Origin of the sequence: Bradyrhizobium sp. 154, from assembly GCF_023073875.1 — a bacterium.
In the GTDB taxonomy this organism is placed as follows: domain Bacteria; phylum Pseudomonadota; class Alphaproteobacteria; order Rhizobiales; family Xanthobacteraceae; genus Bradyrhizobium.
This window is the reverse complement of sequence record NZ_JADPKG010000024.1, coordinates 25,737-50,422: the sequence shown is the minus strand read 5'-3', so window position 1 is coordinate 50,422 and position 24,686 is coordinate 25,737. Positions and strand designations below refer to the sequence as shown.

The following is a 24,686-nucleotide window of genomic DNA, read 5'->3' as shown; positions in this document are numbered from 1 at the left end:
CGCCGGGGTCATTCACAGTGCCAGCCCATTTGTCCGCCCGTCTCCGTTCGCTCCTGCTCTCGTTGTTCCTGATCGCGTTCGCGCTGCCGGCCTTCGCCGGTCCGTTCGAGGATGCGGTCGCAAAATTCGCCAACGACGATTTTTCCGATACGGAAGAGGCGATCGGCGCGGTCGCAAGCAGCGGCAACCCGCTGGCATTGCCGATCATCAGCGCGCTTCAAGACGGCCGCCTCATGGCCGATCCAGATAGCAAGAAGGTCTATGTTACCGGCGCCGACGGCAAGTCGATCGATGCCGCGACCGGCCAGCCGGTGACCAGCATTCCCGACAGCGCGAGCGCGGTTCGCCTCAACAACCGTCTGCGCCGCAGCGTCGATGCCGCGGTCGGCGGCCTCACGCTGCAGTCGCCGGATGTCGGAACGCGCCTCCAGGCCGCGCAATCCGTGTTCAAGTCGCATGAGGAGACCGCACTCGAAGCCGTCGATGGCGCCCTCGCCAAGGAAACCAACCGATCCGTCAAGGCTGCGCTAGGCGAAGCCCGGGCGGCCATCCTGCTGTTCAAGTCGGACGCCACCGAGGTCGAGAAGCTGGAGGCCGTCGCCACGCTCAAGGCGCGCGGCGATCAGGAGGCGCTGGCGCTGCTCACCGGCATGGGCGACCAGCCGGCCTCGGTGACCAAGGCTGCCGCGAGCGCGATCGGCTCGATCCAAAGCTCGCTTGCGGTCTGGTCGATGGTGCAGAACGCCTGGTACGGCCTCTCACTCGGCTCGGTGCTGCTGCTCGCTGCGATCGGGCTCGCCATCACCTTCGGCGTGATGGGCGTCATCAACATGGCGCATGGCGAGATGGTGATGATCGGGGCCTACACCACCTTCGTGGTGCAGGAGGTGATCCGTACCCGCTATCCCGCCCTGTTCGACTATTCGCTGCTGATTGCCGTGCCGCTCGCCTTTCTCGTCGCCGGCGCCATCGGCGTCCTCATCGAGCGCAGCATCATCCGCTTTCTCTACGGCCGTCCGCTGGAGACGCTGCTGGCGACCTGGGGCCTGTCGCTGGTGTTGCAGCAGGCGGTGCGCACCATGTTCGGCCCGACCAACCGCGAGGTCGGCAATCCCTCCTGGATGAGCGGCGCGTTCGAACTCGGCCAGATCACTATCACGTATAACCGGCTCTGGATCCTCTGCTTCACGCTGGCCGTGTTCGCGATCCTGCTCGCGATGCTGCGCTACACCGCGCTCGGCCTCGAGATGCGCGCGGTGACGCAGAACCGCCGCATGGCGGCCTCGATGGGCATCGCCACCTCGCGCGTCGATGCGCTCACCTTCGGGCTCGGCTCGGGCATCGCCGGCATTGCAGGCGTGGCATTGTCGCAGATCGACAATGTCAGCCCCAATCTCGGCCAGAGCTACATCATCGATAGTTTCATGGTCGTGGTGTTCGGCGGCGTGGGCAATCTCTGGGGCACCCTGGTCGGCGCCTTCACGCTCGGCATCGCCAACAAGTTCCTGGAGCCGGTCGCAGGCGCCGTGCTCGGCAAAATCGCCATCCTGGTTCTGATCATCCTGTTCATCCAAAAACGGCCGCGCGGCTTGTTCGCGCTCAAGGGCCGTGCGGTGGAAGCATGACCCCTCACATGCTGACGCGATCGCTGGACCGCAGCGCGACGATTTTCCTCGCCGTCGTCGCGGCCTGCGGCATCCTCATCCCGCTCTCCAACCTGCTGCTGCCTGCGGGCTCGTTCCTTCAGGTGCCGACCTATCTCGTCGCGCTCTGGGGCAAATATGTCTGCTACGCCATCCTCGCGCTCGCGATCGACTTGATCTGGGGCTATTGCGGCATCCTCTCGCTCGGCCACGGCGCCTTCTTCGCACTCGGCGGCTACGCCATGGGCATGTATCTGATGCGACAGATCGGCACCCGCGGCGTCTACGGCAATCCGGTCCTGCCCGACTTCATGGTGTTCCTGAACTGGCAGAAGCTGCCCTGGTACTGGTACGGCTTCGACATGTTCTGGTTTGCGGCGCTGATGGTGCTGGTCGTGCCGGGCCTTCTCGCCTTTTGCTTCGGCTGGCTCGCCTTCCGCTCCCGCGTCACAGGCGTATATCTGTCGATCATCACGCAGGCGATGACCTATGCGCTGCTGCTCGCCTTCTTCCGCAATGATTTCGGCTTCGGCGGCAACAACGGCCTGACCGATTTCAAGGACATCCTCGGCTTCAACGTGCAGGCGGAGGGTACGCGCGCCGCATTGTTCGCGCTGAGCTGCCTGGCGCTGATCGTCGGCTTCCTGATCTGTCGCGCCATCGTCTCCTCCAAGCTAGGCAAGGTGCTGATTGCGGTGCGTGACGCGGAATCGCGGACGCGCTTCCTCGGCTACCGCGTCGAATCCTACAAACTGTTCGTGTTCACGGTGTCGGCCTGCATGGCCGGCGTCGCCGGCGCGCTCTACGTGCCGCAGGTCGGCATCATCAATCCATCCGAATTTGCGCCGGGCAATTCGATCGAGGCGGTGATCTGGGTTGCGGTCGGCGGCCGCGGCACACTGGTCGGCGCGGCGCTCGGCGCCGTCGTCGTCAATTACGCCAAGACCTTCTTCACCTCCGGCGTGCTCGCGCCGTACTGGCTGTTCATGCTGGGTGCGTTGTTCATCCTGGTGACGCTGCTGCTGCCGAAGGGCATCGTCGGCACCTTCAACGCCTGGTGGGACTCATCGAAGGAAAAGCGCACCGCCGCGGCCATTGCGAGCGCTGCGGCCGAAGATGGCGTCACCGAACCCAAGATGGCGGAGTAGCGCGATGAACGTCATGGATACCCGCGCCACCTCCGCGATGCTCTATCTCGACGGCGTGCACGTCTCGTTCGACGGCTTCCGCGCCATCAACAACCTGTCGCTGACACTCGAGCCCGGCGAGATGCGCGCCATCATCGGCCCGAACGGCGCCGGCAAGACCACGATGATGGACATCATCACGGGCAAGACCAAGCCGGACGAGGGCACTGTGCTGTTCGATGGGGTCACCGATCTGACGCGGCTCGATGAGACCCGGATCGCCGAGCTCGGCATCGGCCGCAAATTCCAGAAGCCGACCGTGTTCGAGAGCCAGAGCGTGCAGGACAATCTCCTGCTCGCGCTCAATGTCGATCACTCGGTCCGGGGCACGCTGTTCTGGCGCGGCAGCAAAGCGGAGTCCGAGCGCATCGACAAGGTGCTGGAGACGATCCGGCTCACCGACGCCCGCAACCGTCTCGCCGGCAGCCTCAGCCATGGCCAGAAGCAGTGGCTCGAGATCGGCATGCTGCTCGCGCAGGACCCAAAGCTGCTCCTCGTCGACGAGCCGGTCGCCGGGATGACCGACGTCGAGACGCATCTCACCGCCGAGCTGCTGAAAGAGATCAACAAGACCCACACCGTGATGGTGGTCGAGCACGACATGACTTTCGTACGCGAGCTCGGGGTCAAGGTCACCTGCTTGCATGAAGGCACCGTGCTGGCGGAAGGCACCATCGACCAGGTCTCGTCCAACGAGCGGGTCATCGAAGTCTATCTGGGACGCTGAGCGATGCTTGAGGTCAAGGACATCAACCTGTTCTACGGCGCGGCGCAGGCGCTGCGCGGCGTCTCGATCTCGGCGGAGCCGGGCAAGGTGACTTGCGTGCTCGGCCGCAACGGCGTCGGCAAGACCTCGCTCTTGCGCGCCATGGTCGGGCAATATCCGATCTCCTCGGGCGCGATCGTGCTCGACGGCACAGACATCACGGGCCTGAAGCCCTACGAGCGCGCGCGCAGGGGCATCGGCTTCGTGCCGCAGGGCCGCGAGATATTTCCGTTGCTCACGGTCGAGGAGAACCTCAAGACCGGCTTCGGCCCGCTCAAGCGCGAGGACAAGCACATTCCGGATGACGTGTTCTCGCTCTTCCCGGTGCTGCAATCCATGCTCGGCCGGCGCGGTGGCGACCTCTCCGGCGGTCAGCAGCAGCAGCTCGCGATCGGGCGCGCGCTGGTGATGCGGCCAAAGCTGCTGCTGCTCGACGAGCCGACCGAAGGCATCCAGCCGTCGATCATCAAGGACATAGGCCGCGCCATCTCCTACCTGCGCAACCTCGGCAACATTGCGATCGTGCTGGTCGAACAATATCTCGACTTTGCTTGCGAACTCGGCGACAGTTTCGCGGTGATGGATCGCGGCGCGGTGAAGTTCACCTGCGACCGCTCCAATCTCGACGCGAGCGAAATCAGCCGCCAGATGGCGCTGTAGGCCATTCTGCCGCGACCGGCTGGGGAGGCGGATGCGCAGCGACTTTTCAGTCACATCAACCGTTTTCGAGGCGAACCGTGCCCGCGGCGCGGTGAGCTTCGATGTTCAGGCGCGCGACGGCGTGACGCGGCGTGGCACGTTGCATGAAAGCGGCTCGCTGCGCGTGCGCTTTCCGTCGCCAGAAGGCGAGGGGCTGTCTGGCGTGTTCGTCAACACGGCCGGCGGGGTCGCTGGCGGCGACCGCTTCGACATTGAGATCACGGCCGCTGATGCTGCGCGGCTGACGCTGACTACTGCGGCCGCAGAAAAGGTCTATCGTGCGCCGGGACAGGCGGCCGAGCTCAATATCGCGCTGAAGGTCGGCGCAGGCGCGCATCTGTCCTGGCTGCCTCAGGAGACCATCCTGTTCGATCGCGCCCGTGTCTATCGCCGCTTCGACATCGCGCTTGATGAGACGGCTTCGCTTCTGCTCTGCGAGATCGTGGTGTTCGGTCGCACCGCCATGGGCGAGCGGATGGAGCAGGGCGAGTTTGTCGATCGCTGGCGGCTCTCTCGCGGCGGCAAGCTGGTGTTCGCCGAAACCATCAGGCTCGACGGCAATATCGGCGCAAAACTCGGCCGATCTGCCGTTGCCAAAGATGGCGCCGCGATCGGCACGGCCCTGATCCTGCCTGGAGACGAGGCCCTGGTTGAGCGCCTGCGCGAAGCATCGGACTCGTTCGCGGGCGAGGTCGGGATATCCGCCTGGAATGGCTTTGCAATGGCGCGGTTCTGTGCCCAAGATGCGGCGCGTTTGCGCGCTGACATGATGGCGGTGCTGGCGCGCACCGGCGCCGTGCTGCCGCGGCTGTGGTTGAATTGACGTGTTGAACGGAAGAGATTTCGCATGAACCTGTCTCCCCGCGAAAAGGACAAGCTTCTGATCTCCATGGCCGCCATCGTGGCGCGCCGCCGGCTGGACCGCGGCGTCAAGCTCAACCATCCCGAGGCGGTCGCGATCATCTCCGATTTTATCCTCGAAGGCGCCCGTGACGGCCGCACCGTCGCCGAACTGATGCAATCCGGCGCGCAGGTGTTGACCCGCGATCAGGTGATGCCGGGAATTCCGGAGATGATCCACGATATCCAGGTCGAGGCGACCTTTCCGGACGGCACCAAGCTCGTCACCGTCCACGAGCCGATCAGGTAGGAGCAGACATGATTCCCGGCGAACTCTTCATCCAGGACGGCGAGATCGAGCTTAATGCTGGCCGCAAGACCGTGACGCTGACAGTCGCCAACACCGGCGACCGTCCGATCCAGGTCGGCTCGCACTACCATTTTTTTGAAACCAACCCGGCGTTGAAGTTCGACCGCAGACGCGCCCGCGGCATGCGCCTCGACATCGCGGCCGGCACCGCCGTCCGCTTCGAGCCGGGCCAGACCCGCGATGTCCAGCTCGTCGCCATGGCCGGCAAGAAGACGATCTACGGTTTTCGTGGCGAGGTGATGGGGAGGCTGTGAGTGCAATAACGGCGAGCGCAGCGCGACGCGATTGAGGCGAGTGCAGTGATCCACGGTGAGGTGAGCGCAACTGTCGCGCTCCCTCCCCCCTTGCGGGGGAGGGGCGGGGAGGGGGGTATGCCACACGACGAAGTCTCCCGGTCGCAAAGAACCCGTGCCAAGCAATTGCGGCGGGCGATGACGCCCGCGGAGACGCTTCTCTGGCGCCATCTTAAAGCTCACCGCTTGGCTCGCCTCGGGTTTCGCCGTCGAGCTCCAATGGGCGATTACATAGCCGATTTCGTTGCGCATTCCTGCAAGCTCGTCGTCGAGGTCGACGGTGAAAGCCACGAATTCGCGGCGCGCATACGTCACGATGAGGTGCGCGACGAGTGGTTCGCGTCGCGCGGATATCGCGTGTTGCGCTTCACCAATAACGACGTAATGAAGAACCTGGAGGGAGTGGTTCTCGCCATCCTTCAGGTAGCGGAGCCCGGAGCACCCCTCTCCCTGGCCCTCCCCCGCAAGAGGGGAGGGAACGGAGAGATCGGTGTATCTGATGGCGCGAAGGAGGCCTAAGCCATGCTCTCACCCATCCGCCTCGTCTCTGAAGCTGCCGAACTCGCTGCGCGCCGTCATAACGGCATGGCGCGCAAGGGGCGCGGCAACGAGCCCTATATCAATCATCTCGCAGAGGTCGCGAACCTGCTTGCGACCGCGACCGGTGGTGCCGATGCCGAGCTGGTGGCGGCCGGATGGTTGCATGATTCCATCGAGGACACCGACACCACGCGCGAGGAGCTGGCGCAGAGATTCTCCGAGCGTGTCGCCGCCCTCGTCGCGGAATGCACCGACGACATGAGTCTGCCGAAAGCCGAGCGACGGCGTCGGCAGGCGATGGACGCGCCAAAAAAATCCGCCGGCGCGAAGCTGATCAAGATTGCCGACAAGATCAGCAATACAGCGGCGCGCATTCAAACCGATTTGAGTGCCGAGGAGCACGACGAACTCGTCGATTACGTTGAGTGGGCCACGCAAGTCGTTGCGGGCTGCCGCGGCGGCAACGCGTGGCTCGACGAGAAGTTCGACGATGCCGTGAAAGCAGCGAGGGCCGTGCTGTGACCGACCAGTTATTCAAACGCATACGGGGCTTGTGATGTCCGTCAAAATAAAGCGGTCCGTCTATTCCGACATGTTCGGCCCGACCACCGGCGACAAGGTGCGTCTAGCTGATACCGACCTCATCATCGAAGTCGAGAAGGATTTCACAACCTACGGCGAAGAGGTGAAGTTCGGCGGCGGCAAGGTGATCCGCGACGGCATGGGCCAGTCGCAGGTCACCAACAAGCAGGGCGCCGCCGACACGGTCATCACCAATGCGCTGATCGTCGACCATTGGGGCATCGTGAAAGCCGACGTCGCCATCAAGGATGGCATGATTTCCGCGATCGGCAAGGCCGGCAACCCAGACATCCAGCCGGGCGTGACCATCATCATCGGTCCCGGCACCGATGTGATCGCGGGCGAAGGCAAGATTCTCACGGCCGGCGGTTTCGACAGCCACATCCATTTCATCTGCCCGCAACAGATCGAGCACGCGCTGATGAGCGGCGTCACCTCGATGCTGGGCGGCGGCACCGGCCCCTCGCACGGCACCTTCGCCACGACCTGCACGCCGGGGCCCTGGCATATCGCCCGGATGATCCAGTCGTTCGACGCCTTTCCGGTTAATCTCGGCATTTCCGGCAAAGGGAACGCCTCGCGGCCCGCCGCGCTGGTCGAGATGATCAGAGCCGGCGCCTGTGCGCTGAAGCTGCACGAGGATTGGGGCACGACGCCAGCAGCGATCGACAACTGCCTGTCGGTCGCCGACGATCACGACATCCAGGTCATGATCCACACCGACACGCTCAACGAATCCGGTTTCGTCGAGGATACGATCAAGGCGTTCAAGGGCCGCACCATCCATGCCTTCCACACCGAAGGGGCGGGCGGTGGTCACGCCCCCGACATCATCAAGGTCGCGGGCCTGAAAAACGTGCTGCCGTCCTCGACCAATCCGACGCGGCCCTTCACGCGCAACACCATCGACGAGCATCTCGATATGCTGATGGTGTGCCACCACCTCGACCCCTCGATCGCGGAAGATCTGGCTTTCGCCGAGAGCCGCATCCGCAAGGAGACCATCGCCGCCGAGGACATCCTGCATGATCTCGGCGCGCTCTCGATGATGTCCTCGGACTCGCAGGCGATGGGCCGCCTCGGCGAGGTCATCATCCGGACCTGGCAGACCGCCGACAAGATGAAGAAGCAGCGCGGATCGCTGCCGCAGGACAAGGGCAAGGGCAACGACAATTTCCGCGTCAAGCGCTACATCGCCAAATACACCATTAATCCCGCGATCGCGCACGGCGTGTCGAAACTGATCGGCTCGGTCGAGAAGGGCAAGCTCGCCGATCTCGTGCTGTGGTCGCCGGCCTTCTTCGGCGTCAAGCCGGACTGCATCGTCAAGGGCGGCAGCATCGTCGCAGCGCCCATGGGCGATCCCAACGCCTCGATCCCGACGCCGCAACCGGTGCACTACCAACCGATGTTCGGTGCCTTCGGCAAGGCGCGCACGGCGTCCTCCGTTGTCTTTACCTCGAAGGCCGCCGTCACCGGAGGTCTTGCGCGAAAACTCGGCATCGACAAGACGCTCTATGCCGTCGAGAATACCCGCGGCAAGATCTCCAAGAAGAGCATGATCCACAACGACGCCATGCCCAAGATCGAGGTCGATCCGGAGACCTATGAGGTGCGCGCCGACGGCGAGCTGCTCACCTGCGCCCCCGCCGAGGTGCTGCCGATGGCGCAGCGATATTTCATGTACTGAAATAGCCTGTGCTGCATGCCTCGGGGTTGTTTTCCGGTCTTGAGTTCGACCCTGCCTGGTCTAATGTCCCGCCGGTATCTTGAACCCAGAAGAAAAGCCGGGAGGATTTCTCGTGATCTATGTCGTTGCCACCTTGACCATCAAGCCCGAAACGCGCGCCGAATTCATTGCAGCCGCCACCGCCTGCATCAAGGAGACGCGGAAGGAGCCCGGCAATATCGCTTATGATTTGCACGAGAGCGTCACCGACCCTGCCAAAATGGTGTTCGTCGAGCAGTGGGAGAACGCCGAGGCGCTGGTGCCGCATCGTGCCATGGAGCATATGAAGACGTTCGGCCGCGTCGCGGTGAAGTGCTTCACGGCGCCGCCGAAGATCGAGGTGATCACGCCCGAGAAGGTCGAGACACGGTAAACGGGGTAAACGCATGATCCGGGCGACGCAGGTCAGGGGGCAGCACCGCTTCACGGAAGCACCCGTGGATACGGTGGTGCTTGATTTCGACGATCGGCACCGTCGCCGCATGGCCATGACGGGGACGCGGGGGCTCGAATTCCTGCTCGACCTGGAGCATGCCGTCGCGCTGCGCGGCGGCGATGCGCTGGTGCTGGAGGACGGCCGGCTGGTGGAGGTGGTGGCGGCGCCCGAACCGCTGCTGGAGATCCGCGGCCACGATCCGCACCATCTCATCCGCGTCGGCTGGCACCTCGGCAACCGCCACCTGCCGACGCAGATCATGGCCAAGGCCTTGCGTATCCGCCGCGACCACGTCATCGAAGCCATGGTGAAGGGTCTCGGCGCCCGCGTGATCGAGATCGAGGCGCCGTTCGATCCCGAAGGCGGCGCCTATGCCGACGCCGGTCACGCGCATGGTCACGACGCCCATGCGCATCACGATCACGGCCACCATCATCACGAACGTGACCATGATGATCATGGTCACGATCATCACCATCACCACGACGAGCATTGCGACCACCGCGACCATCACCACGGCCACAAGCATGCTCATGACCACAAATGAGCCGGTCGGCGCCGCTGACCTCGCCGAGCGCGAGGCGGCGGCGCTGTACCGGTTGATGACCTGGTTGTCGCCGGCGTTTCCTGTCGGTGGTTTCTCCTACTCCAGCGGCATCGAATGGGCCGTCGAGGCCGGCGACATCACCGATACCGCGACGCTGGCCGACTGGCTCGACACTATGCTCGGCGACGGCTCCGGCCTTTGCGATGCGACGTTCCTGGTCCATGCCTATCGCGCCGCGGAAGCCGACGAGAGCACCACTTTGAACGATACCGCCGAGCTCGCGGCCGCCTTCGTGCCGTCGCGCGAACGACAGCTGGAAACGACCTCCCAAGGCCGCGCCTTCATCGACATCGCGCGCGCGGCGTGGGATGCCGATGGGCTGGATGTGATGGTCGCGGCATGCCGCGCGCCATTGGTCTATCCGGTCGCCGTCGGCGTGGTCGCCGCGATGCATGGTGTCCCGCTGGCGCCGACGCTGCACGCTTTCCTGCATGCGCTGGTCTCAAACTGGATTTCCGCGGCCAGCCGTCTCATTCCGCTGGGCCAGACCGACAGCCAGCGTGTGCTGGTGACGCTGGAAGCCGCCGTCGCCGCGACCGCCAATCGTGCGCTGAAGGCGACATTGGACGATCTCGGCAGCGCGACTTTCCGCGCCGATCTCGCCAGCCTCCGGCACGAGACACAATATACGCGGCTGTTCAGATCGTGAGCACGTTGCGTCACACTCCGCCAGGACGACGATAGGAAGGAATCAATGGCTACGTCTCACGGCCCCTTACGTGTCGGCGTCGGCGGCCCGGTCGGATCGGGCAAGACCGCGCTGATGGACCTGCTCTGCAAGACCATGCGCGAGCGCTATGACATCGCCGCGATCACCAACGACATCTACACCAAATGGGATGCCGAATACCTCGTGCGTTCGGGTTCGCTGACACCGGATCGGATCGCCGGGGTCGAGACCGGCGGCTGCCCGCACACCGCGATTCGCGAGGACGCCTCGATGAATCTCGCGGCGGTGGCGGACATGCGCGCGAAATTTCCGGGCCTCGATCTCGTGCTGATCGAGTCCGGCGGCGACAATCTCGCTGCCACTTTTTCCCCAGAGCTGGCCGACCTCACCATCTACGTCATCGACGTTGCCGCCGGCGACAAGATTCCGTCCAAGGGCGGCCCGGGCATCACCCGGTCAGACCTTCTTGTCATCAACAAGATCGACCTGGCGCCCCATGTCGGGGCCTCCCTGGAAAAGATGGAGACGGACGCCAAGCGCATGCGCGGCCAGCGTCCCTTCGTCATGACCAACCTGAAGAAGAGCCAGGGGCTCGACCGCATTGTCGAGTTCATCGAGGCCAAAGGTGGCCTGAGGCGGGCAGGCTGACCGACGCGACGACTTGGCGCAGGTGATTTTCGCCGTTGACGGGTGAAGCAGGCCCAGAGCGGCGGAACAAATTTTAGACACGGAGATTAACTACCTCCGCCTCGGGGCAGCCATTCCGGCCTGACCATCGGCCGGGCGGATTAAGCTTGTCAGCCGACCTACGTTGCGTACTGATGCCTCCTCCTCCATTATCTCCGCCACTGGGGTTCACCCTGTTTCGGCAGATGGCCGTTCGAGCGGCGTTCATATGGTCCACAATTATTGCCGACCTCTTGCTTTCGCCTGAGTAGTCGAAGTGGTCCGGCTGGGTTTCATCATCGGCTTCATCGCTTTGCTCGGAGCCCTGCTCTCCGGGCTTGCGGCCTATCGCGTTCACGATCAGGAGCTGGCGCTGGACCGGATCGCGCTCGCGCGTGCGATCGACGTTCACGCAAGCCTGGTCCAGGACCGCCTCACCGAGCGGGAGTTGCTCGCGCGTGTCGCTTCCGGCTTGTTCCGTGCGCCATCCGTGATCAAGCCGAACATGCTGGAGCCGCTGCGCTCGGCCATCTACGCCTTCAAGACCGATTTCGTGGTGGCCGGCTGGATCGCCCGGCTGAAGCCGAACGAGCTTGCGGCAGCGCAGGCTGCCATTGCCGGCGCCGGCTTCCCCAATCCGCGGATCCGCACGTTTGACGACAAGCCGATCAATCCCGCCGACGTTACTCAGCCGATCGACGTGCTGATGGATCTCGAGCCGCGCAGCAACGAGACCAAGACGCTGCCCGGCCGCAGCTACGATCAGGATCCGGTTTCCAGCGCCATGCTGACGCGTGCGCGCGCCGAGAAGCGGTCGGTTGCCTCGGATCCGATTCCGCTGCTCAGCGGCGACGGGCCGATCGGCGTCATCGTGGCCGCGCCCGTCATTCCCGAGGGGGCAACGGAGCCGGCCGGGTTCGTCACCTTTTCCTACGAGCTTGCCTCGCTGATGCTGACCAATGACGACATGTCGTTGTTCTCGGTCGCGCTCAGGGATCCGCGCAAGGACGGCGGCGAGCTCGTCGCCAACGACCAGGGCGTGGTCTCCACGCGCGCGACGGCGGCGGACGGGCTGGCCCCGTCGGCCATGCGCACGGTGAGCTTCGGTGGCCGTGACTGGCAGCTCGCCTACTACGCGAAGACCAATTCGGCGCGTCGCGCCGAGCAGACTGCCATCATCGTGGCGGCGATCGGCTTTGCGATCACCGCGATGGTATGTGGCCTGTTCGGCTATGTCGCCTACAACAACCTGCGGCTCAGCCGGGAAATCCAGGTGCGGATTGGCTTCGAGCGCCGGCTGACCGCTGTCATCGACGAGCTCAATCACCGGGTCAAGAACATCCTGGCGGTGATCCAGTCGATCGTGACGCGCACGCTGCGCCACGGCTCGGACATCGACGTCGCGCGCGAGCTCCTGATCGGCCGCATCCACGCCATGTCGAACGTGGTCTCGCTGCTCAGCGAGAGCCAATGGCAGGGTGTCAAGCTGAAGGGCCTGTTCGAAGCGCGCGCCATCCCGCATGCCGAACGCATCGCCGTCACCGGTCCCGATATCGCTGTCAGCGCGCGCGCGGCGCAGAGCCTGTCTCTGCTGTTCTTCGAGCTCGCCTCGCATTCCGACGAAGGCCTGTCGCTGGTCGGAAAGCATCCGCACATCACCGCCAATTGGACGGTGACCGGCGAGGAGCCCGACGAGATTTTCAATTTCCGCTGGGAGGAGTTCAACACCAGCGAGGCGACGCGCCGTCCCGATTCCGATTTCGGCCTGATCCTGCTCGACCGCGTGGCGCCCGAGGCGCTCGGCGGCACCGCCAAGCGCTACTTCACCGACGTCTCCTACGTCTACGAGCTGACGGCGCCGATGGAGACGGTGGTCGACATGTCCGAGCGCGATCGTACCGAGAAGTTTTCGCAGCCGGTGCGGTAGAGCGGCACTTCAGTCCTTCGGCCGCAACACCAGGTCGACCAGATTGCGCGCGTAGGCCGGCGTGACCGGCGCGATGCCAAAGACGTAGCGGTAGAACAGGCCGCCGTAGATCGCGTCGTAGAGATCCTCAGGCAGCCCCTGGGCCAGGATGCTGCCGTCCTTCTGGCCTGCTGCGATCATCTCCAGCAGCGCGTCGCGGCGGAATTGCAGATAGCGGGCGTAGAACAGCTCGGCGGAGCCGGTCTTCGAAATGCATTCGGAGATCACGGCAAGCTGCACCTTGCCGAACTCGCCCTGGAGTGCCTCGGCATAGGCCGCGGCGTGGCGGCGTGCACGCGCCGCAGGCGTGCCGGAGCTTTCCGGGGGCAGCGGCAGCATCTGTGCGGCGTGGTGGAGAAAGGCGTCGATCAAAAGCGCCTCCCGGGATGGCCACCATTTGTAGATCGTCATCTTGGACACGTCGGAGTTGCGCGCGACTGCGTCGATGGTGGTGGCGGCAAGGCCGGTCGCAGCCATCAGCGCATACGCGCTTTCGAGAATGGCGTTGGCGGTCTCGATCGACCGCGGCCGGCCGCGCCGGGGCGGCGCGCCGTCAGATCCTTCACCCTCGTTTCTCGCCATGATCTGGCCCGGTCTCCTCGCGCAACCTGCGCTCGATTCGCATAGCGCAGCCTCGGCGGCGAACCTAGGAGAATCGAAATGGGCTCCCCACTAGGCCTGCTGCCGCAGGGCGGCGGGCAGGTCCTGCCACTTCGACCAGGCGATGTAATAGGCGACCGCGGTCATCGCGGCGAAGCCGGCGAGGCTCACCACGACCTGCATCCCCACCAGATTGGGCCCCGTGATCAGGATCAGATGACCGGCAAAGGACAGGAAGACGCCGACGCAGAACACGGCGAGCCATTCCTCGCCGCATCTGATGACCGCCTGAAGCGGCTTCAATTGCAGGCCGGGATGACCGGCCGGAATGAGATGGGTCGCGACGAAGGCGAACGCGAGGAAGTGAAGCACGCGATAAGGCGCAAGGTTTTCCTTTTCCGTCGGTGCGATGCCGTCGAGGAGCAAGTTCGGCAGATAAGCGGAGAGCGCCGGTGAGTGGCGCATCAAGGTGACGGCCATCGCCAAAACGAGATAGGTCCCGGCGAGGATCCGCAACCAGGGCATGCTGCGCAACGTCCGTCCGGGTGCGCCTGTCACGGCGAACCAGCCGCCCAGCACCATCAGCATCTGCCAGCAGAGCGGATTGAAGGTCCACTCCTGATCCGGGTACACCCGGAAATTCCAATCGAACCAGCGTGCGGCAAGGTACAGCGCAACCGATGCCGCGAGCGTCACATTCGGCCGCCGCAACAGGCCCCACAGCACAAGCGGAAAGAAGGCCATCAGCGGGATCATCAATTGCAGGAGGTCGAGGTTCAGCGGCTCCTCCTGGAGCACGAGGCCGCGGATCAGGATGCGCAGCGGGTGCTCGAGAATCCCCGAGATGTTGTATTCGTGGATGAATTCCGGTGCCATCGATTGCGAGGCGACATAGGCGATGGTGTCGATATAGATGACGAACAGGACGACGTAGGCGGCGTAGAGCCGCCAGACACGTCGAAAGATGCGCGTCGCCGCGACGACGTAGCCGCGCTCCAGCGCCATCCGGCCGTGGATGATGGCGACGCCATAGCCCACCACGAACACGAACAAATCCGCGGCGCCGCTGAAGCCGAAATTTCGCAGCGTCAGCAGGTTGACGACGTTGTTCGGGATGTGGTCGACGAAAACCGACCAATTGGCGATGCCGAGTGTCAAATACAGCCTGGCGTCGGGTTGGAATGCGGCGAGGTTCGCCTTGACGGACGGTTTCATTGCGAAAAGACTTTTGGAATCAGGGGCGCCGCTTTTAGCGGCAACCGCCTGCCCATTCGAGTAGCGTTTGCGTGATGGCGGGGGACATCCGTGCCGGATGGCGCAAAATTGCGCTGCGCCTTCCTGCCGAACTCCGCCAGATCAGCTGGCAGCAGTTGCGGCGAAATTTTCTAACCCACGCTCGTCGTCACTCGGCGGGTTCGGCCGATGCCTCGTCGGGAACGCCAGCGCGGCTCGCCATGATTCCGAGTGCGACGCCACCGATCGCCAAGATCGGCAACAGCCGCTTGATTCCGATGGCGCGGACGATCTGGAGTCCCGTGGCGAGCAGCATGGGGTCCGCGAGCATGCTCTGCGCCGCCGACTTCGCGGCACGCTCGGCCGCGATCTGGGCTTGCTTGCGCAACTGCCGCTTATAGGCCCAATAGCTCACTGCTGCGGCCAAGGTAAGCAGAAAGAAAACGCCGGCACCCGCGAGGCAGGCTTGCACCGGACCATATTTCTCCAGCACCAAGATGAAGGCCGCGGCGCAGAGGAAGCACGTGGTGATGAAGAGCGCGAATGCCGCGCCTGCGGCAAGGGAGGTCAGTCGCACAGTGGTCCCGGTGGATGCACTGATCCCGTCGATGATGCGCTGAAACATGGCCTTGCTCCTCAAATCCCCACAAGCCGAGCCGCCACACGCCGGCATCGGCGGCGCGGCAGCGTCGCCGTCTCAAGATCCATTCCGCAAACCTACCGGCGCCAGGCGACGCCGATCAGGAAGCCGATGCCGAGGGCGAGCCCGACGGTCGCGAGCGGCCGCTGCGTGATGGCCTCTTCCAGCGTCTCCTCGATCGAGCCGTAGGCGTCTTGCGCAGCCTCCATCATCGCGCTGCCGCGCTCGGACATGTCGTCCATCGCGGAATCCACGTTCTCGCGCGCCTGGCGATAGCCGCGGCGAGCCTGCTTGCTGCTGGAATTGGCGAAGGTATTGAGCGCGTCGGTGATTTGTTCAGTGAGGGCGGCGATATCGCTTTTCACGGCTGCTACATCCTTCTCGAGGCGTTCTCTGGTGGCGTTGTCGGTCCAGTCTTTCATCCCGGCTTCGGCATTGGTCGTGGACATCGGGAGCTCCAAACTGTTGACGGCTGAGATAGCCGGAGAACGTTTCGTCGTCGGGGAAGTTCCGTTTGCGGAAACCGCCTCAGGCCTGCGGCAGCTGCGGCGAATCCGCCGGCAACAGATGCTCCTTGAGGATCAGGCCGACAATCAGGAGCGGCGACGACAGGAACGCGCCCATCGGGCCCCACATCCAGGTCCAGAACGCGAGCGCGAGCAGGACCGCAAGCGCGTTCAGGGCCAGCCGCCGGCCGATGATGGTCGGCGTGATGAAGTGCCCTTCCAGGAAGGTGAGGCCGCCGAAGGCGAGCGCCGCCATGAGGGCACCGCTGATCGTCGGGAAGGCGACCAGCCCAACGACGACCAGCACGGCGAACATCGCGACTGGCCCGATGATCGGGATGAAATTGAGCGTTGCCGCCAGCGCGCCGAGCCCGGCTGGATTGGGCATGCCGGTGAGCGCGCAGATCAGGCCGGTGGCGACGCCGACGCCGACATTGATAAGAGTGACGGTCAGCAGGTAGTTGCCGAGATGGACCTCGATCTCGTTGAGAATACGCAGCGTGCGCAGCCGCGCGTCGTGATCGCTGAAGGTCATGATCATGGCCCGGCGCAGGTCGCGCCAGCTTGCGATGAACAGAATGAGGGTGACGAAGAACAGCAGAAATTCAGTAAAGGTCGGTGACAGGAATTCCAGCGTCGGTTGCACCCACTCGACCTTCGGCATCTGGAAGCTCGGGAACGCCTCCGAGCCGCCGACCATGCCTTGCAGCTCGCGCCACAGCGCCAGCGGCCGGTCGAACACGTGCAGCTTGTCCCTCAATTGCGCGCCGAGCTCCGGCAGGCGCGTGCTCCACTCCATAATCGGTGAGGCGATCAGCGCCAGGGCGAAGGCAACCACCGCGGTCCCAGCGACCACGATCAGGACGGCGGCGAGCGCGCGTGGCACCTTGCATCGCTCCAGGAAGCTCGCCGCCGGCGACAGCATGGTGCCGATCACGAAGGCCATTACCACGGGCAGGAAGAACGCTCTTCCGACATAGAGTACGGTGACGACCGCAATCAGCAGCAGGCCTGCGAGCGCGAAAGCGACGAACTCGGTGCGGCGGATGACCGGCGGCAGCTCGCTATGGCTGTCGGGAAGCGGTTCACCTTCGCTTTTGCCGGGAAGCAGACGTTCGCTGGGAAGGACGCGCACAATATCTCTCCCGCACGGAAACCGCGATCCGCGCGCCCATTTACGGGATGAGAACGCGCGATCGCGGTAGCAGTTCCATCGCGCCTTCGTGAAGAAACGCTCGCTTGACTGTGACGTCGCGGCCGCGCTCCGCGCCGGAACTTAGATCGGTCCGATGGCGTTGCTTGGCTGGCGCATCACCCGGATGCACACATCCAATGGGGCAGCACATGACAAGCTTCTCTCTCGTCCGCCGCTTCTCGCCGCGTGCCGTCACTGCGTTTGCCTTCGCGACCGTTCTGTTCACCGTGCCCTTTGGCAGCGCGAGTGCGCAAACCCTCGGCTTTGCGCCGATCCGGCCGCAGTCGTATCCGCAGGATCAGAGCTATTCACAGGGCTATGGAAGCGAGGCGCCGCAAGCCGCCGACGAAGATGCCCAGCTGCCCGACCGGCTGCGCAGGCAGATCGTCAGCTTCGACAGGAGCGAGCCGGCCGGCACCATCGTCATCGATACCAACAACACCTATCTCTACTACGTGCTCGGCAATGGCCGCGCCATTCGTTATGGCGTTGGCGTCGGCCGCGAAGGCTTTACCTGGTCGGGCGTGCAGAGCGTCAGCCGTAAGGCGGAGTGGCCGGACTGGCATCCGCCGGCCGAAATGATCGCGCGCCAGCCCTATCTCCCGCGTTTCGTCGCGGGCGGTCCGGGTAACCCGCTCGGAGCCCGCGCGATGTATCTCGGCTCGAGCGAATACCGCATCCACGGCACCAACGATCCCAGCACCATCGGCAAGTTCGTCTCGTCCGGCTGCATCCGCATGACCAACGAGGACGTCATCGATCTCTTTAACCGCGTCAGTGTCGGCGCCAAGGTCGTGGTGCTGCCGAAGAACGCGCCTCTGATGGCGAAAGGCGGCGGCGATTCCGTGCGCAAGCGTCCTGCGGTGACCGCGTTGCCTTCGGGGCGACAGGCGCTGAACATCACGACGTCGGCCCTGAATTAGGATTGAGCGAGGTCAGATGTGTAAATGCTCGATTGGCAAGCTGACTGGCGGTGCGGCGGCCGTGTTCACAATCATCTCTCTCGGCCTCGCACTGACGCCGCCGGCGCATGCGGAGGACTTTTTCTCGGCGTTGTTCGGTGCGTTCGGCGCGCGGCCTCCGCAGATCCGGACGCCGTTCCCGAACGATGACATGCCGCGATACGACGTGCCGCGCCAGCGAGCCGCCTATGGCGGCGGCACCGCCTATTGCGTGCGCGGATGCGACGGCCGCTATTTTCCGGCGCAAGGAACGGATGCCGAAAGCAAGGCGAAGTCCTGCAAGAGCTTCTGCCCGGCGTCCGAAACCTCGCTGGTCTACGGCAGCAATATCGACGAGGCCACGACGGAGAACGGAAAGTCCTATTCCGATCTGCCGAACGCCTTCCGTTACCGCAACGAGATCGTCGTGGGCTGCACTTGCAACGGCAAGGATCCGGCTGGCCTCGCCCAGGTCAAGATCGAGGATGATCCCACCTTGCGCAAGGGCGACATCGTCGCCGGGGCCAACGGTCTCGTGGTTGCCAACCGCAATGCCAACGACCGCCGCGGCGTCGCGATGAATTTCTCGCCACTGCCGGAATCGGTGCGCGCCAGATTCCGTCAGGTGCCGGTGGTGGCGAAGGAGTAGGGGAGCCGTTGAGTGAGCGGCGCCGCTGGCGCCTCAATCTCCGCCGTCGAGCGGTGGCATCGGCAATCGCACGTCGCTCGGCGCGAGCGCACAGATATCTGAGAGCGAAAGGTGAAACCTCGGGCCGCGACCCGATTGTAGAGCTACGTAATCCCTTAGAATTTGCAGTGGGTTGCGGCAATGGAACCAGAGCGAGAGACTGGCGTTAAGTCCTCATTGGAAATTTGCCTGAAGGGGGGTCCTCACGATGCTGGTCGGCGTACTCGTCACCTTTCTCGTCGTTATTCTCGTCCTTTATCTCATCAACATGCTTCCGATGGACGGTCGCGCCAAACAGATCGCGCGCGTGATCGTCATCATCATCGGTATCGTGTCGCTCTTGAAATATCTTGCGGTGTTTTAGCGGGCCTCCGAATATTCCAACAAAAAAGCCCCGGCTTGGGCCGGGGCTTCTTTCGTGCTGCCTCAATGCAGCGACTTGAGCCAGTCGTCGACGTCCTGACGAACTTGGTCCTTGGCCTTGCCATAGCGTTCCTGGAGCCGGCCCTCGAGCTGCTCGCGGCGTCCCTCGATCGAGCTGAGGTCGTCGTCAGTGAGCTTGCCCCATTTCTCCTTGGCCGATCCCTTGAACTGCTTCCAGTTTCCTTCGATGCGATTCCAGTCCATGACCATCTCCATCGCGTTGATGGCCCTACAACGCAAGCAGCGCGCAGCCGTTCCGCTGCGCGCCGGGACGGTTTCGCCCTTCGAACCGAGCTATTTAACCCGCTGCCTTCGCCTCGCGGCGGCGCGCGGTGAGGATGTACTCGGTGTAACCGTTCGGCTGCTCGCGGCCCTTGAAGATGAGGTCGCAGGCTGCCTTGAAGGCGACGCCGTCGAAGGCGGGCGCCATCGGCTTGTAGATCGGATCGCCTGCGTTCTGCTTGTCGACGACGACGGCCATGCGCTTCAAGGATTCCATCACCTGCGCTTCGGTGATGACGCCCTGGTGCAGCCAATTGGCGAGATGCTGGCTGGAAATGCGTAAAGTGGCGCGGTCTTCCATCAGGCCGACATCGTGGATGTCGGGCACCTTCGAGCAGCCGACGCCCTGGTCGATCCAGCGCACCACATAGCCCAAAATACCTTGGCAATTGTTGTCGATCTCCTGCTTGACGTCGTCAGGCGCCCAGTTCGACTTCGACACCGGGATGGTGAGGATGTCCGACAGTTTTGCGCGCGGGCCGCCCTTGGCCAGTTCCTCTTGGCGCGCGATGACGTTGACTTGGTGATAGTGCAGCGCGTGCAGCGTCGCCGCCGTCGGCGAGGGCACCCAGGCGGTGGTGGCCCCGGCCTGCGGGTGGCTAAGCTTCTGCGCCAGCATGTCCGCCATCTTGTCGGGCGCGGCCCACATGCCCTTGCCGATCTGGGCATGTCCGGGCAGGCCGTCGATCAGGCCCATGTCGACGTTCCAGTCCTCATAAGCCTTGATCCAGGCCTGCGCCTTCATCTCGTTCTTGCGGATCATCGGGCCCGCTTCCATGGAGGTGTGGATCTCGTCGCCGGTACGATCGAGGAAGCCGGTGTTGATGAACATGATGCGCTTGGACGCGCGCTGGATGCAGGCCTTGAGGTTGACGGTGGTGCGCCGCTCCTCGTCCATGATGCCGACCTTGAGCGTGTTCTCGGGCAGGCCCAGCATCTTCTCGACACGGTCGAAAATCTCGCAGGTCAGCGACACCTCGTCGGGGCCGTGCATCTTCGGCTTGACGATATAGGCCGAGCCGGTGCGGCTGTTCCTGACCTTGGAATTGCCCTTGAGGTCGTGAATGGCGAGCAGGCCCGATACGGCGGCATCGAGCAGGCCCTCCGGAATCTCCTCGCCCTTCTCGTCCAGCACCGCGTCGGTGAACATGTGGTGACCGCAATTGCGCATCAGGAGCAGGCTGCGGCCGTGCAGCTTGAGCTCGCCCTTGCCATCGGGCGTCCTGTAGCTGCGGTCCGCGTTGAGCGAGCGCGTCAGCGTCTTGCCGCCCTTCTCGAAATCGGCCGACAGCGTGCCGTTCATCAGGCCGAGCGTGTTGCGGTAGACCAGCACCTTGTCCTCGGCGTCGACCGCGGCGACGGAGTCCTCCATGTCGAGGATGGTGGAGACCGCGGCCTCCATGATCATGTCGGCGACGCCGGCCGGATCGTCTTTCCCGATCGCGCTGCTGCGGTCGATCTTGACCTCGACGTGCAGGCCGTTGTTGACGAGCAGCACGGCGGACGGTGCGGCCGCATCGCCCTGGAAGCCTGCGAACTGCGCCGCGTTCTTCAGCGCGGTGGCGTTGCCGCTCTTCAGTTTCACCGCGAGCTGGCCCGCGACGACGCTATAGGCCGTGACGTCGGTGTGGCTGCCGGTCGCGAGCGGCACGGCGGTATCGAGGAACGCCTTGGCCTTGGCGATCACCTTGTCGCCGCGCGCCTTGTTGTAGCCTTTGCCGCTCTCGGACGGATCATGCGGAATCGCGTCGGTGCCATAGAAGGCATCATAGAGCGAGCCCCAGCGCGCATTCGCAGCGTTCAGCGCATAGCGCGCATTGGTGAGCGGCACGACGAGCTGCGGACCGCAGATCTTGCCGATCTCCTCGTCGACATTGGCGGTCTCGACCTTCTGCGTCGCCGGCTCTGGAACGAGATAGCCGATCTCCTTCAGGAAGGCGGTATAGGCATTGAGGTCGAACGCCTTGCCCTTGTTGGCCCGGTGCCAGTCGTCGATCTTGGCCTGCAACGTGTCGCGGAACGCGAGCAACGACCGGTTTTTCGGCCCCAGCTCCTTGATGATGCCGGCAAGCCCGGCCCAGAACGCATCCGGCGCGATCCCTGTTTTCGGGGCCGCTTCCTTGGCGATGAAATCGAACAGGACGGGAGCGATCTTCAATCCGTGGGCATCGACGCGTTTCATGATGGGCTTTCTGTTGGAAATGGCTGTTTTTGGCTGCTTTTCACCCGTCAGCAGCAAAATGCGCCCATAGGGGCAGCTTTCGGGGGCCTATTAGCCCCAAAATCAAGGCCGTGAGAAGACCCCCGGGCCTTTGTCAAATGTCAAGGTGAGTTGGGCTCAGCGCACCGCTGTCATTCCCCGCGAAAGCGGGGAACGCCGCGGCTTCTCCGTATCCAGCGCTGTCTCTGGAAGGCTGGGTCGCCCGGTCGAGCCGGGCGACGACAGCATTCAAATATTCGCGGCGAGGTCCACGACTTCGTCGAACAGCACGCCGGTGGTCTTCAGCATCTCTTCGATCGCATCTGCCGCTTCGGCGACCGTCCGCGTCGATGTATCGATCACAAGCTCGGCCCCCTGCGGCGCCTCGTAGTCGTTGCCAATGCCGGTGAACGAGGCCAGCGTGCCGGCGCGGGCCTTCTTGTAGTGACCCTTGGGGTCGCGCTCCTCGCACACTTCAGCCGGCGTTGCGACATGGATCTCGCGGAACGCGGTGTCGGCGATCCGGCGCGCGGTGGCGCGATCCTCGCGCGCCGGTGAGATCGCCGCGACGATTGCGATATGGCCGTTGCGGGCGAGGTGGGTGGCGACTTCCGCAAGGCGGCGGATGTTCTCGCTGCGATCAGCGGCGGAGAAGCCGAGATCGCTGTTGAGCCCGGCGCGCAGCGTGTCGCCGTCGAGCAGGACCGGCGAGCCGCCATTGCTGAACAGGCGCCGCTCCAGCGCTTTCGCCAGGGTCGATTTGCCGGAGGCGGGCAGGCCGGTGAGCCAGACCACGGCGCCGTTGTGGCGGTAGCGCGCGGAGCGCTCGTCCGAGCGCAGCGCCGATTCCACCGGCACGATGTCGACCGGCATGGCGCGCTGGCCGGCGTCGACCGACAGCACTAGGCCGCCGCCGGCGATGCGCCCGGAAACCTCGATCACGAGCCGGCCGGTGCGCGGATTCTCGGTAGAGGGATCCGTTGCGATCGGATTCGAAAGCGAAATGTCGATCTCGCCGACGTGGTTGCGGCCGATCGCCTTGTTCTCGACACTCGACAATTCGCCGGGATCGACCGCCTTTTCGATCGCGACCACGGTGGCGCGGCTTTCCTTCGGCCCGCAGCGGACCAGGAGCTGGTCGCCCTTGGCGAGCGGCTTGTCGTGCAGCCAGAAGATGCGCGCGCGCAGCCGCCGCGTCTCGCGCGGTGCGCTGCCTGCATGCGCGATGATGTCGCCGCGCTCGAGGAACAATTCGCGGTCGAGCGTGATGCCGACCGAGCGGCCGGCGCCCTGCCGGCCCGCGACCGGCGTCACCGGCCAACTCTCGACAGTCTTGATCTTTGCGATCTTGCCGGCCGGCATGATCACGATCTCGTCGCCCGCAATGAGGGTGCCGGATTCGATCCGGCCCGCGACGATGCGGCGGTCATCGAACTTGTAGATCGCCTGCACCGGCAGGCGCAGCGCCAGCGCTTCCAGCGGCCGCGCCGGTTCAAGCCCGTCGAGCGCCTCGACCACCGTCGGGCCCTTGTACCAGCCGATCCGGTCGGTGCGCATCGCAACGCCGTCGCCGTCGCGGGCGGAAATCGGGATCACCGCCGTCGGCGTCACGCCGAGGCCGCTCAGATGTGCCGAGATCTCGTCGCTGATGTCCTTGAAGCGCTCGGCGGAGAAGTCGACGCGGTCCATCTTGTTGACGACGATCGCGACCTGCTTCACGCCCAAGAGATGCAGCAGATAGCCGTGGCGCCGGGTCTGGTCGCGCACGCCTTCGAGCGCGTCGATGATCAGCACCGCGCCGTCGGCCTGCGAGGCGCCGGTAATCATGTTGCGCAGGAATTCGGCGTGGCCGGGTGCGTCGATCAGCACGATATCGCGCGAATTGGTGCGGAAGCGGATCTGCGTGGTGTCGATGGTGATGCCCTGATCGCGCTCGGTCTGGAGCGCATCGAGCAGAAACGACCATTCAAACGGCATGCCGCGCCGCGCGCTGACGGCTTTCAGCATTTCGAGCTTGCCCTCGGGCAGGCTGCCGGTCTCGTGCAGGAGGCGGCCGACCAGCGTCGACTTGCCGTGGTCGACATGGCCGACGATGACGATGCGCACTTGCGGACGCGTGGTGCCGTTCGGAGTGGCCGGCGAAGCCGTGGTGACGATCATGTTCATGCGACGCTCGCGTCCTTGGGAATCAGAGATAGCCGGCGACGCGCAGGCGCTCGAAAGCGTCCTCGGTCTCGTGGTCGAGCGCGCGTCCCGCGCGCTCCGGCACCTTGGTCTGTTCGAGCTCGATCAGGATCTCGTCGATACTCGAGGCGGTCGAAGCGACCGGATTGGTGATGTCCTGATCGCCCAGCGAGCGATAGCGCTTGCCGTCCTTGGCGAGATACAGCGGGATGATCGGGATGTTCTCGCGCTTGGTGTAGGCCCAGATGTCGGCCTCGGTCCAATGCAGGATCGGGTGGATGCGCAAATGCGCGCCTTGCGGCGGCGAGGCATTGAAATGATCCCAGAACTCCGGTGGCTGGTCGCGCACGTCCCAATTGCCTTCCAATCCGCGCGGCGAGAACACGCGCTCCTTGGCGCGCGTCGCCTCCTCGTCGCGGCGAATGCCGGCGATCAGGCCGTCAAAGCCGTACTTTGCGAGCGCCATCTTGAGGCCTTCGGTCTTGCGCGCGGCGGAGCGTGCGGCCGGCGGCAGCGTCGGGTCGACGGCGTCGATCGGCGGGCAGGGCTCGACGCGCAAATCGAGATCCCACTCCTTCCCGTAGTGATCGCGGAAGCGATACATCTCGGGAAACTTCTTGCCGGTGTCGACATGAAGGGCGGGGAACGGCATTTTGCCGAAGAACGCTTTCCGCGCCAGCCAGATCATGACATTGGAATCCTTGCCGAGCGACCACAGCAGGGCGATCTTCTTCAGACGGGCGAAGGCCTCGCGGAAGATGTAGACGCTCTGCGCCTCGAGTTGGTCGAGATGATCCATG

The 24,686-nt window shown here is 64.3% G+C and carries 27 protein-coding genes; 18 read left to right on the top strand and 9 right to left on the bottom strand.

The window, feature by feature from the left end:
* Positions 1 to 17: 17 nt before the first annotated feature.
* The 15 genes from urtB to IVA92_RS03815 all read left to right on the top strand — a co-directional run bounded on the left by urtB (position 18) and on the right by IVA92_RS03815 (position 12,955).
* Positions 18 to 1,625, top strand: a complete 1,608-nt coding sequence (urtB, locus tag IVA92_RS03885) for an urea ABC transporter permease subunit UrtB (protein ID WP_247277827.1) — start codon at positions 18 to 20, stop codon at positions 1,623 to 1,625.
* On the top strand, positions 1,622 to 2,791 hold the full coding sequence (gene urtC / locus IVA92_RS03880) for an urea ABC transporter permease subunit UrtC (RefSeq protein WP_247277826.1): 1,170 nt from the start codon (positions 1,622 to 1,624) through the stop codon (positions 2,789 to 2,791). The genes urtB and urtC overlap by 4 nt, the downstream gene beginning before the upstream one ends.
* A gap of 4 nt (positions 2,792 to 2,795) precedes the next feature.
* On the top strand, positions 2,796 to 3,557 hold the full coding sequence (gene urtD, locus IVA92_RS03875; RefSeq protein WP_247277825.1) for an urea ABC transporter ATP-binding protein UrtD: 762 nt from the start codon (positions 2,796 to 2,798) through the stop codon (positions 3,555 to 3,557).
* 3 nt (positions 3,558 to 3,560) lie between these two features.
* A complete protein-coding gene (urtE, locus tag IVA92_RS03870) occupies positions 3,561 to 4,256 on the top strand; it encodes an urea ABC transporter ATP-binding subunit UrtE (protein WP_247277824.1) in 696 nt (231 codons plus the stop codon).
* Positions 4,257 to 4,287: 31 nt separating this feature from the next.
* A complete protein-coding gene (locus tag IVA92_RS03865; RefSeq protein WP_247277823.1) occupies positions 4,288 to 5,118 on the top strand; it encodes an urease accessory protein UreD in 831 nt (276 codons plus the stop codon).
* Positions 5,119 to 5,142: 24 nt separating this feature from the next.
* Complete coding sequence (locus IVA92_RS03860; protein ID WP_027553946.1) at positions 5,143 to 5,445, top strand: urease subunit gamma; 303 nt, start codon at positions 5,143 to 5,145, stop codon at positions 5,443 to 5,445.
* A gap of 8 nt (positions 5,446 to 5,453) precedes the next feature.
* Positions 5,454 to 5,759: an urease subunit beta gene (locus tag IVA92_RS03855; protein ID WP_247277822.1), complete on the top strand. Its 306-nt coding sequence runs from the start codon at positions 5,454 to 5,456 to the stop codon at positions 5,757 to 5,759.
* A 117-nt stretch (positions 5,760 to 5,876) separates the two neighbouring features.
* Positions 5,877 to 6,317, top strand: a complete 441-nt coding sequence (locus tag IVA92_RS03850) for an endonuclease domain-containing protein (RefSeq protein WP_247277821.1) — start codon at positions 5,877 to 5,879, stop codon at positions 6,315 to 6,317.
* A 3-nt stretch (positions 6,318 to 6,320) separates the two neighbouring features.
* The gene (locus tag IVA92_RS03845) at positions 6,321 to 6,860 is read left to right on the top strand and encodes an HD domain-containing protein (RefSeq protein WP_247277820.1); all 540 of its coding nucleotides are present in this window, start codon (positions 6,321 to 6,323) and stop codon (positions 6,858 to 6,860) included.
* A gap of 34 nt (positions 6,861 to 6,894) precedes the next feature.
* Positions 6,895 to 8,610, top strand: coding sequence for an urease subunit alpha (gene ureC / locus IVA92_RS03840; RefSeq protein ID WP_247277819.1), 1,716 nt, complete (start codon positions 6,895 to 6,897; stop codon positions 8,608 to 8,610).
* A 112-nt stretch (positions 8,611 to 8,722) separates the two neighbouring features.
* Positions 8,723 to 9,022, top strand: coding sequence for a putative quinol monooxygenase (locus IVA92_RS03835; RefSeq protein ID WP_007599815.1), 300 nt, complete (start codon positions 8,723 to 8,725; stop codon positions 9,020 to 9,022).
* A gap of 13 nt (positions 9,023 to 9,035) precedes the next feature.
* Positions 9,036 to 9,632: an urease accessory protein UreE gene (locus IVA92_RS03830; protein ID WP_247277818.1), complete on the top strand. Its 597-nt coding sequence runs from the start codon at positions 9,036 to 9,038 to the stop codon at positions 9,630 to 9,632.
* Positions 9,613 to 10,341, top strand: coding sequence for an urease accessory protein UreF (locus tag IVA92_RS03825; RefSeq protein ID WP_247277936.1), 729 nt, complete (start codon positions 9,613 to 9,615; stop codon positions 10,339 to 10,341). The genes IVA92_RS03830 and IVA92_RS03825 overlap by 20 nt, the downstream gene beginning before the upstream one ends.
* A 45-nt stretch (positions 10,342 to 10,386) precedes the next feature.
* The gene (gene ureG, locus IVA92_RS03820; protein WP_247277817.1) at positions 10,387 to 11,010 is read left to right on the top strand and encodes an urease accessory protein UreG; all 624 of its coding nucleotides are present in this window, start codon (positions 10,387 to 10,389) and stop codon (positions 11,008 to 11,010) included.
* A gap of 295 nt (positions 11,011 to 11,305) precedes the next feature.
* Positions 11,306 to 12,955 carry an HWE histidine kinase domain-containing protein gene (locus tag IVA92_RS03815; protein ID WP_247277816.1) on the top strand — a complete coding sequence of 550 codons (1,650 nt, stop codon included), beginning with the start codon at positions 11,306 to 11,308 and terminating at the stop codon, positions 12,953 to 12,955.
* A 9-nt stretch (positions 12,956 to 12,964) separates the two neighbouring features.
* Here the strand turns inward: IVA92_RS03815 and IVA92_RS03810 are convergent, their stop codons facing one another.
* The 5 genes from IVA92_RS03810 to IVA92_RS03790 all read right to left on the bottom strand — a co-directional run bounded on the left by IVA92_RS03810 (position 12,965) and on the right by IVA92_RS03790 (position 17,108).
* Positions 12,965 to 13,576: a TetR/AcrR family transcriptional regulator gene (locus IVA92_RS03810; RefSeq protein WP_247277815.1), complete on the bottom strand. Its 612-nt coding sequence runs from the start codon at positions 13,574 to 13,576 to the stop codon at positions 12,965 to 12,967.
* Positions 13,577 to 13,666: 90 nt separating this feature from the next.
* Positions 13,667 to 14,809 carry an OpgC domain-containing protein gene (locus IVA92_RS03805; protein ID WP_247277814.1) on the bottom strand — a complete coding sequence of 381 codons (1,143 nt, stop codon included), beginning with the start codon at positions 14,807 to 14,809 and terminating at the stop codon, positions 13,667 to 13,669.
* A 187-nt stretch (positions 14,810 to 14,996) separates the two neighbouring features.
* Positions 14,997 to 15,452, bottom strand: coding sequence for a hypothetical protein (locus IVA92_RS03800; protein ID WP_247277813.1), 456 nt, complete (start codon positions 15,450 to 15,452; stop codon positions 14,997 to 14,999).
* A 92-nt stretch (positions 15,453 to 15,544) separates the two neighbouring features.
* Positions 15,545 to 15,916, bottom strand: a complete 372-nt coding sequence (locus IVA92_RS03795) for a DUF883 family protein (protein WP_247277812.1) — start codon at positions 15,914 to 15,916, stop codon at positions 15,545 to 15,547.
* Positions 15,917 to 15,995: 79 nt separating this feature from the next.
* Positions 15,996 to 17,108: an AI-2E family transporter gene (locus IVA92_RS03790; protein WP_247277811.1), complete on the bottom strand. Its 1,113-nt coding sequence runs from the start codon at positions 17,106 to 17,108 to the stop codon at positions 15,996 to 15,998.
* A 209-nt stretch (positions 17,109 to 17,317) separates the two neighbouring features.
* Here IVA92_RS03790 and IVA92_RS03785 point away from each other — a divergent pair, with 209 nt between their 5' ends.
* The 3 genes from IVA92_RS03785 (at position 17,318) to IVA92_RS03775 (ending at position 19,161) form a co-directional block, all read left to right on the top strand.
* Positions 17,318 to 18,091, top strand: coding sequence for a L,D-transpeptidase (locus tag IVA92_RS03785; protein ID WP_247277810.1), 774 nt, complete (start codon positions 17,318 to 17,320; stop codon positions 18,089 to 18,091).
* 16 nt (positions 18,092 to 18,107) lie between these two features.
* Positions 18,108 to 18,758, top strand: a complete 651-nt coding sequence (locus tag IVA92_RS03780; RefSeq protein ID WP_247277809.1) for a DUF2865 domain-containing protein — start codon at positions 18,108 to 18,110, stop codon at positions 18,756 to 18,758.
* Between the two features lie 247 nt (positions 18,759 to 19,005).
* Positions 19,006 to 19,161 carry a Thivi_2564 family membrane protein gene (locus IVA92_RS03775; RefSeq protein WP_008546817.1) on the top strand — a complete coding sequence of 52 codons (156 nt, stop codon included), beginning with the start codon at positions 19,006 to 19,008 and terminating at the stop codon, positions 19,159 to 19,161.
* A gap of 62 nt (positions 19,162 to 19,223) precedes the next feature.
* On the opposite strand, the gene IVA92_RS03770 is transcribed toward IVA92_RS03775, so the two are convergent.
* The 4 genes from IVA92_RS03770 to cysD all read right to left on the bottom strand — a co-directional run bounded on the left by IVA92_RS03770 (position 19,224) and on the right by cysD (position 24,685).
* Positions 19,224 to 19,424 (bottom strand): CsbD family protein, encoded by a 201-nt coding sequence (locus IVA92_RS03770; protein ID WP_247277808.1) that lies wholly within the window; start codon positions 19,422 to 19,424, stop codon positions 19,224 to 19,226.
* Between the two features lie 94 nt (positions 19,425 to 19,518).
* Positions 19,519 to 21,684: a malate synthase G gene (locus IVA92_RS03765; protein ID WP_247277807.1), complete on the bottom strand. Its 2,166-nt coding sequence runs from the start codon at positions 21,682 to 21,684 to the stop codon at positions 19,519 to 19,521.
* A gap of 267 nt (positions 21,685 to 21,951) precedes the next feature.
* Positions 21,952 to 23,868 (bottom strand): adenylyl-sulfate kinase, encoded by a 1,917-nt coding sequence (cysC, locus tag IVA92_RS03760; RefSeq protein ID WP_247277806.1) that lies wholly within the window; start codon positions 23,866 to 23,868, stop codon positions 21,952 to 21,954.
* A 22-nt stretch (positions 23,869 to 23,890) separates the two neighbouring features.
* On the bottom strand, positions 23,891 to 24,685 hold the full coding sequence (gene cysD / locus IVA92_RS03755) for a sulfate adenylyltransferase subunit CysD (RefSeq protein ID WP_247277935.1): 795 nt from the start codon (positions 24,683 to 24,685) through the stop codon (positions 23,891 to 23,893).
* Position 24,686: the final 1 nt, after the last annotated feature.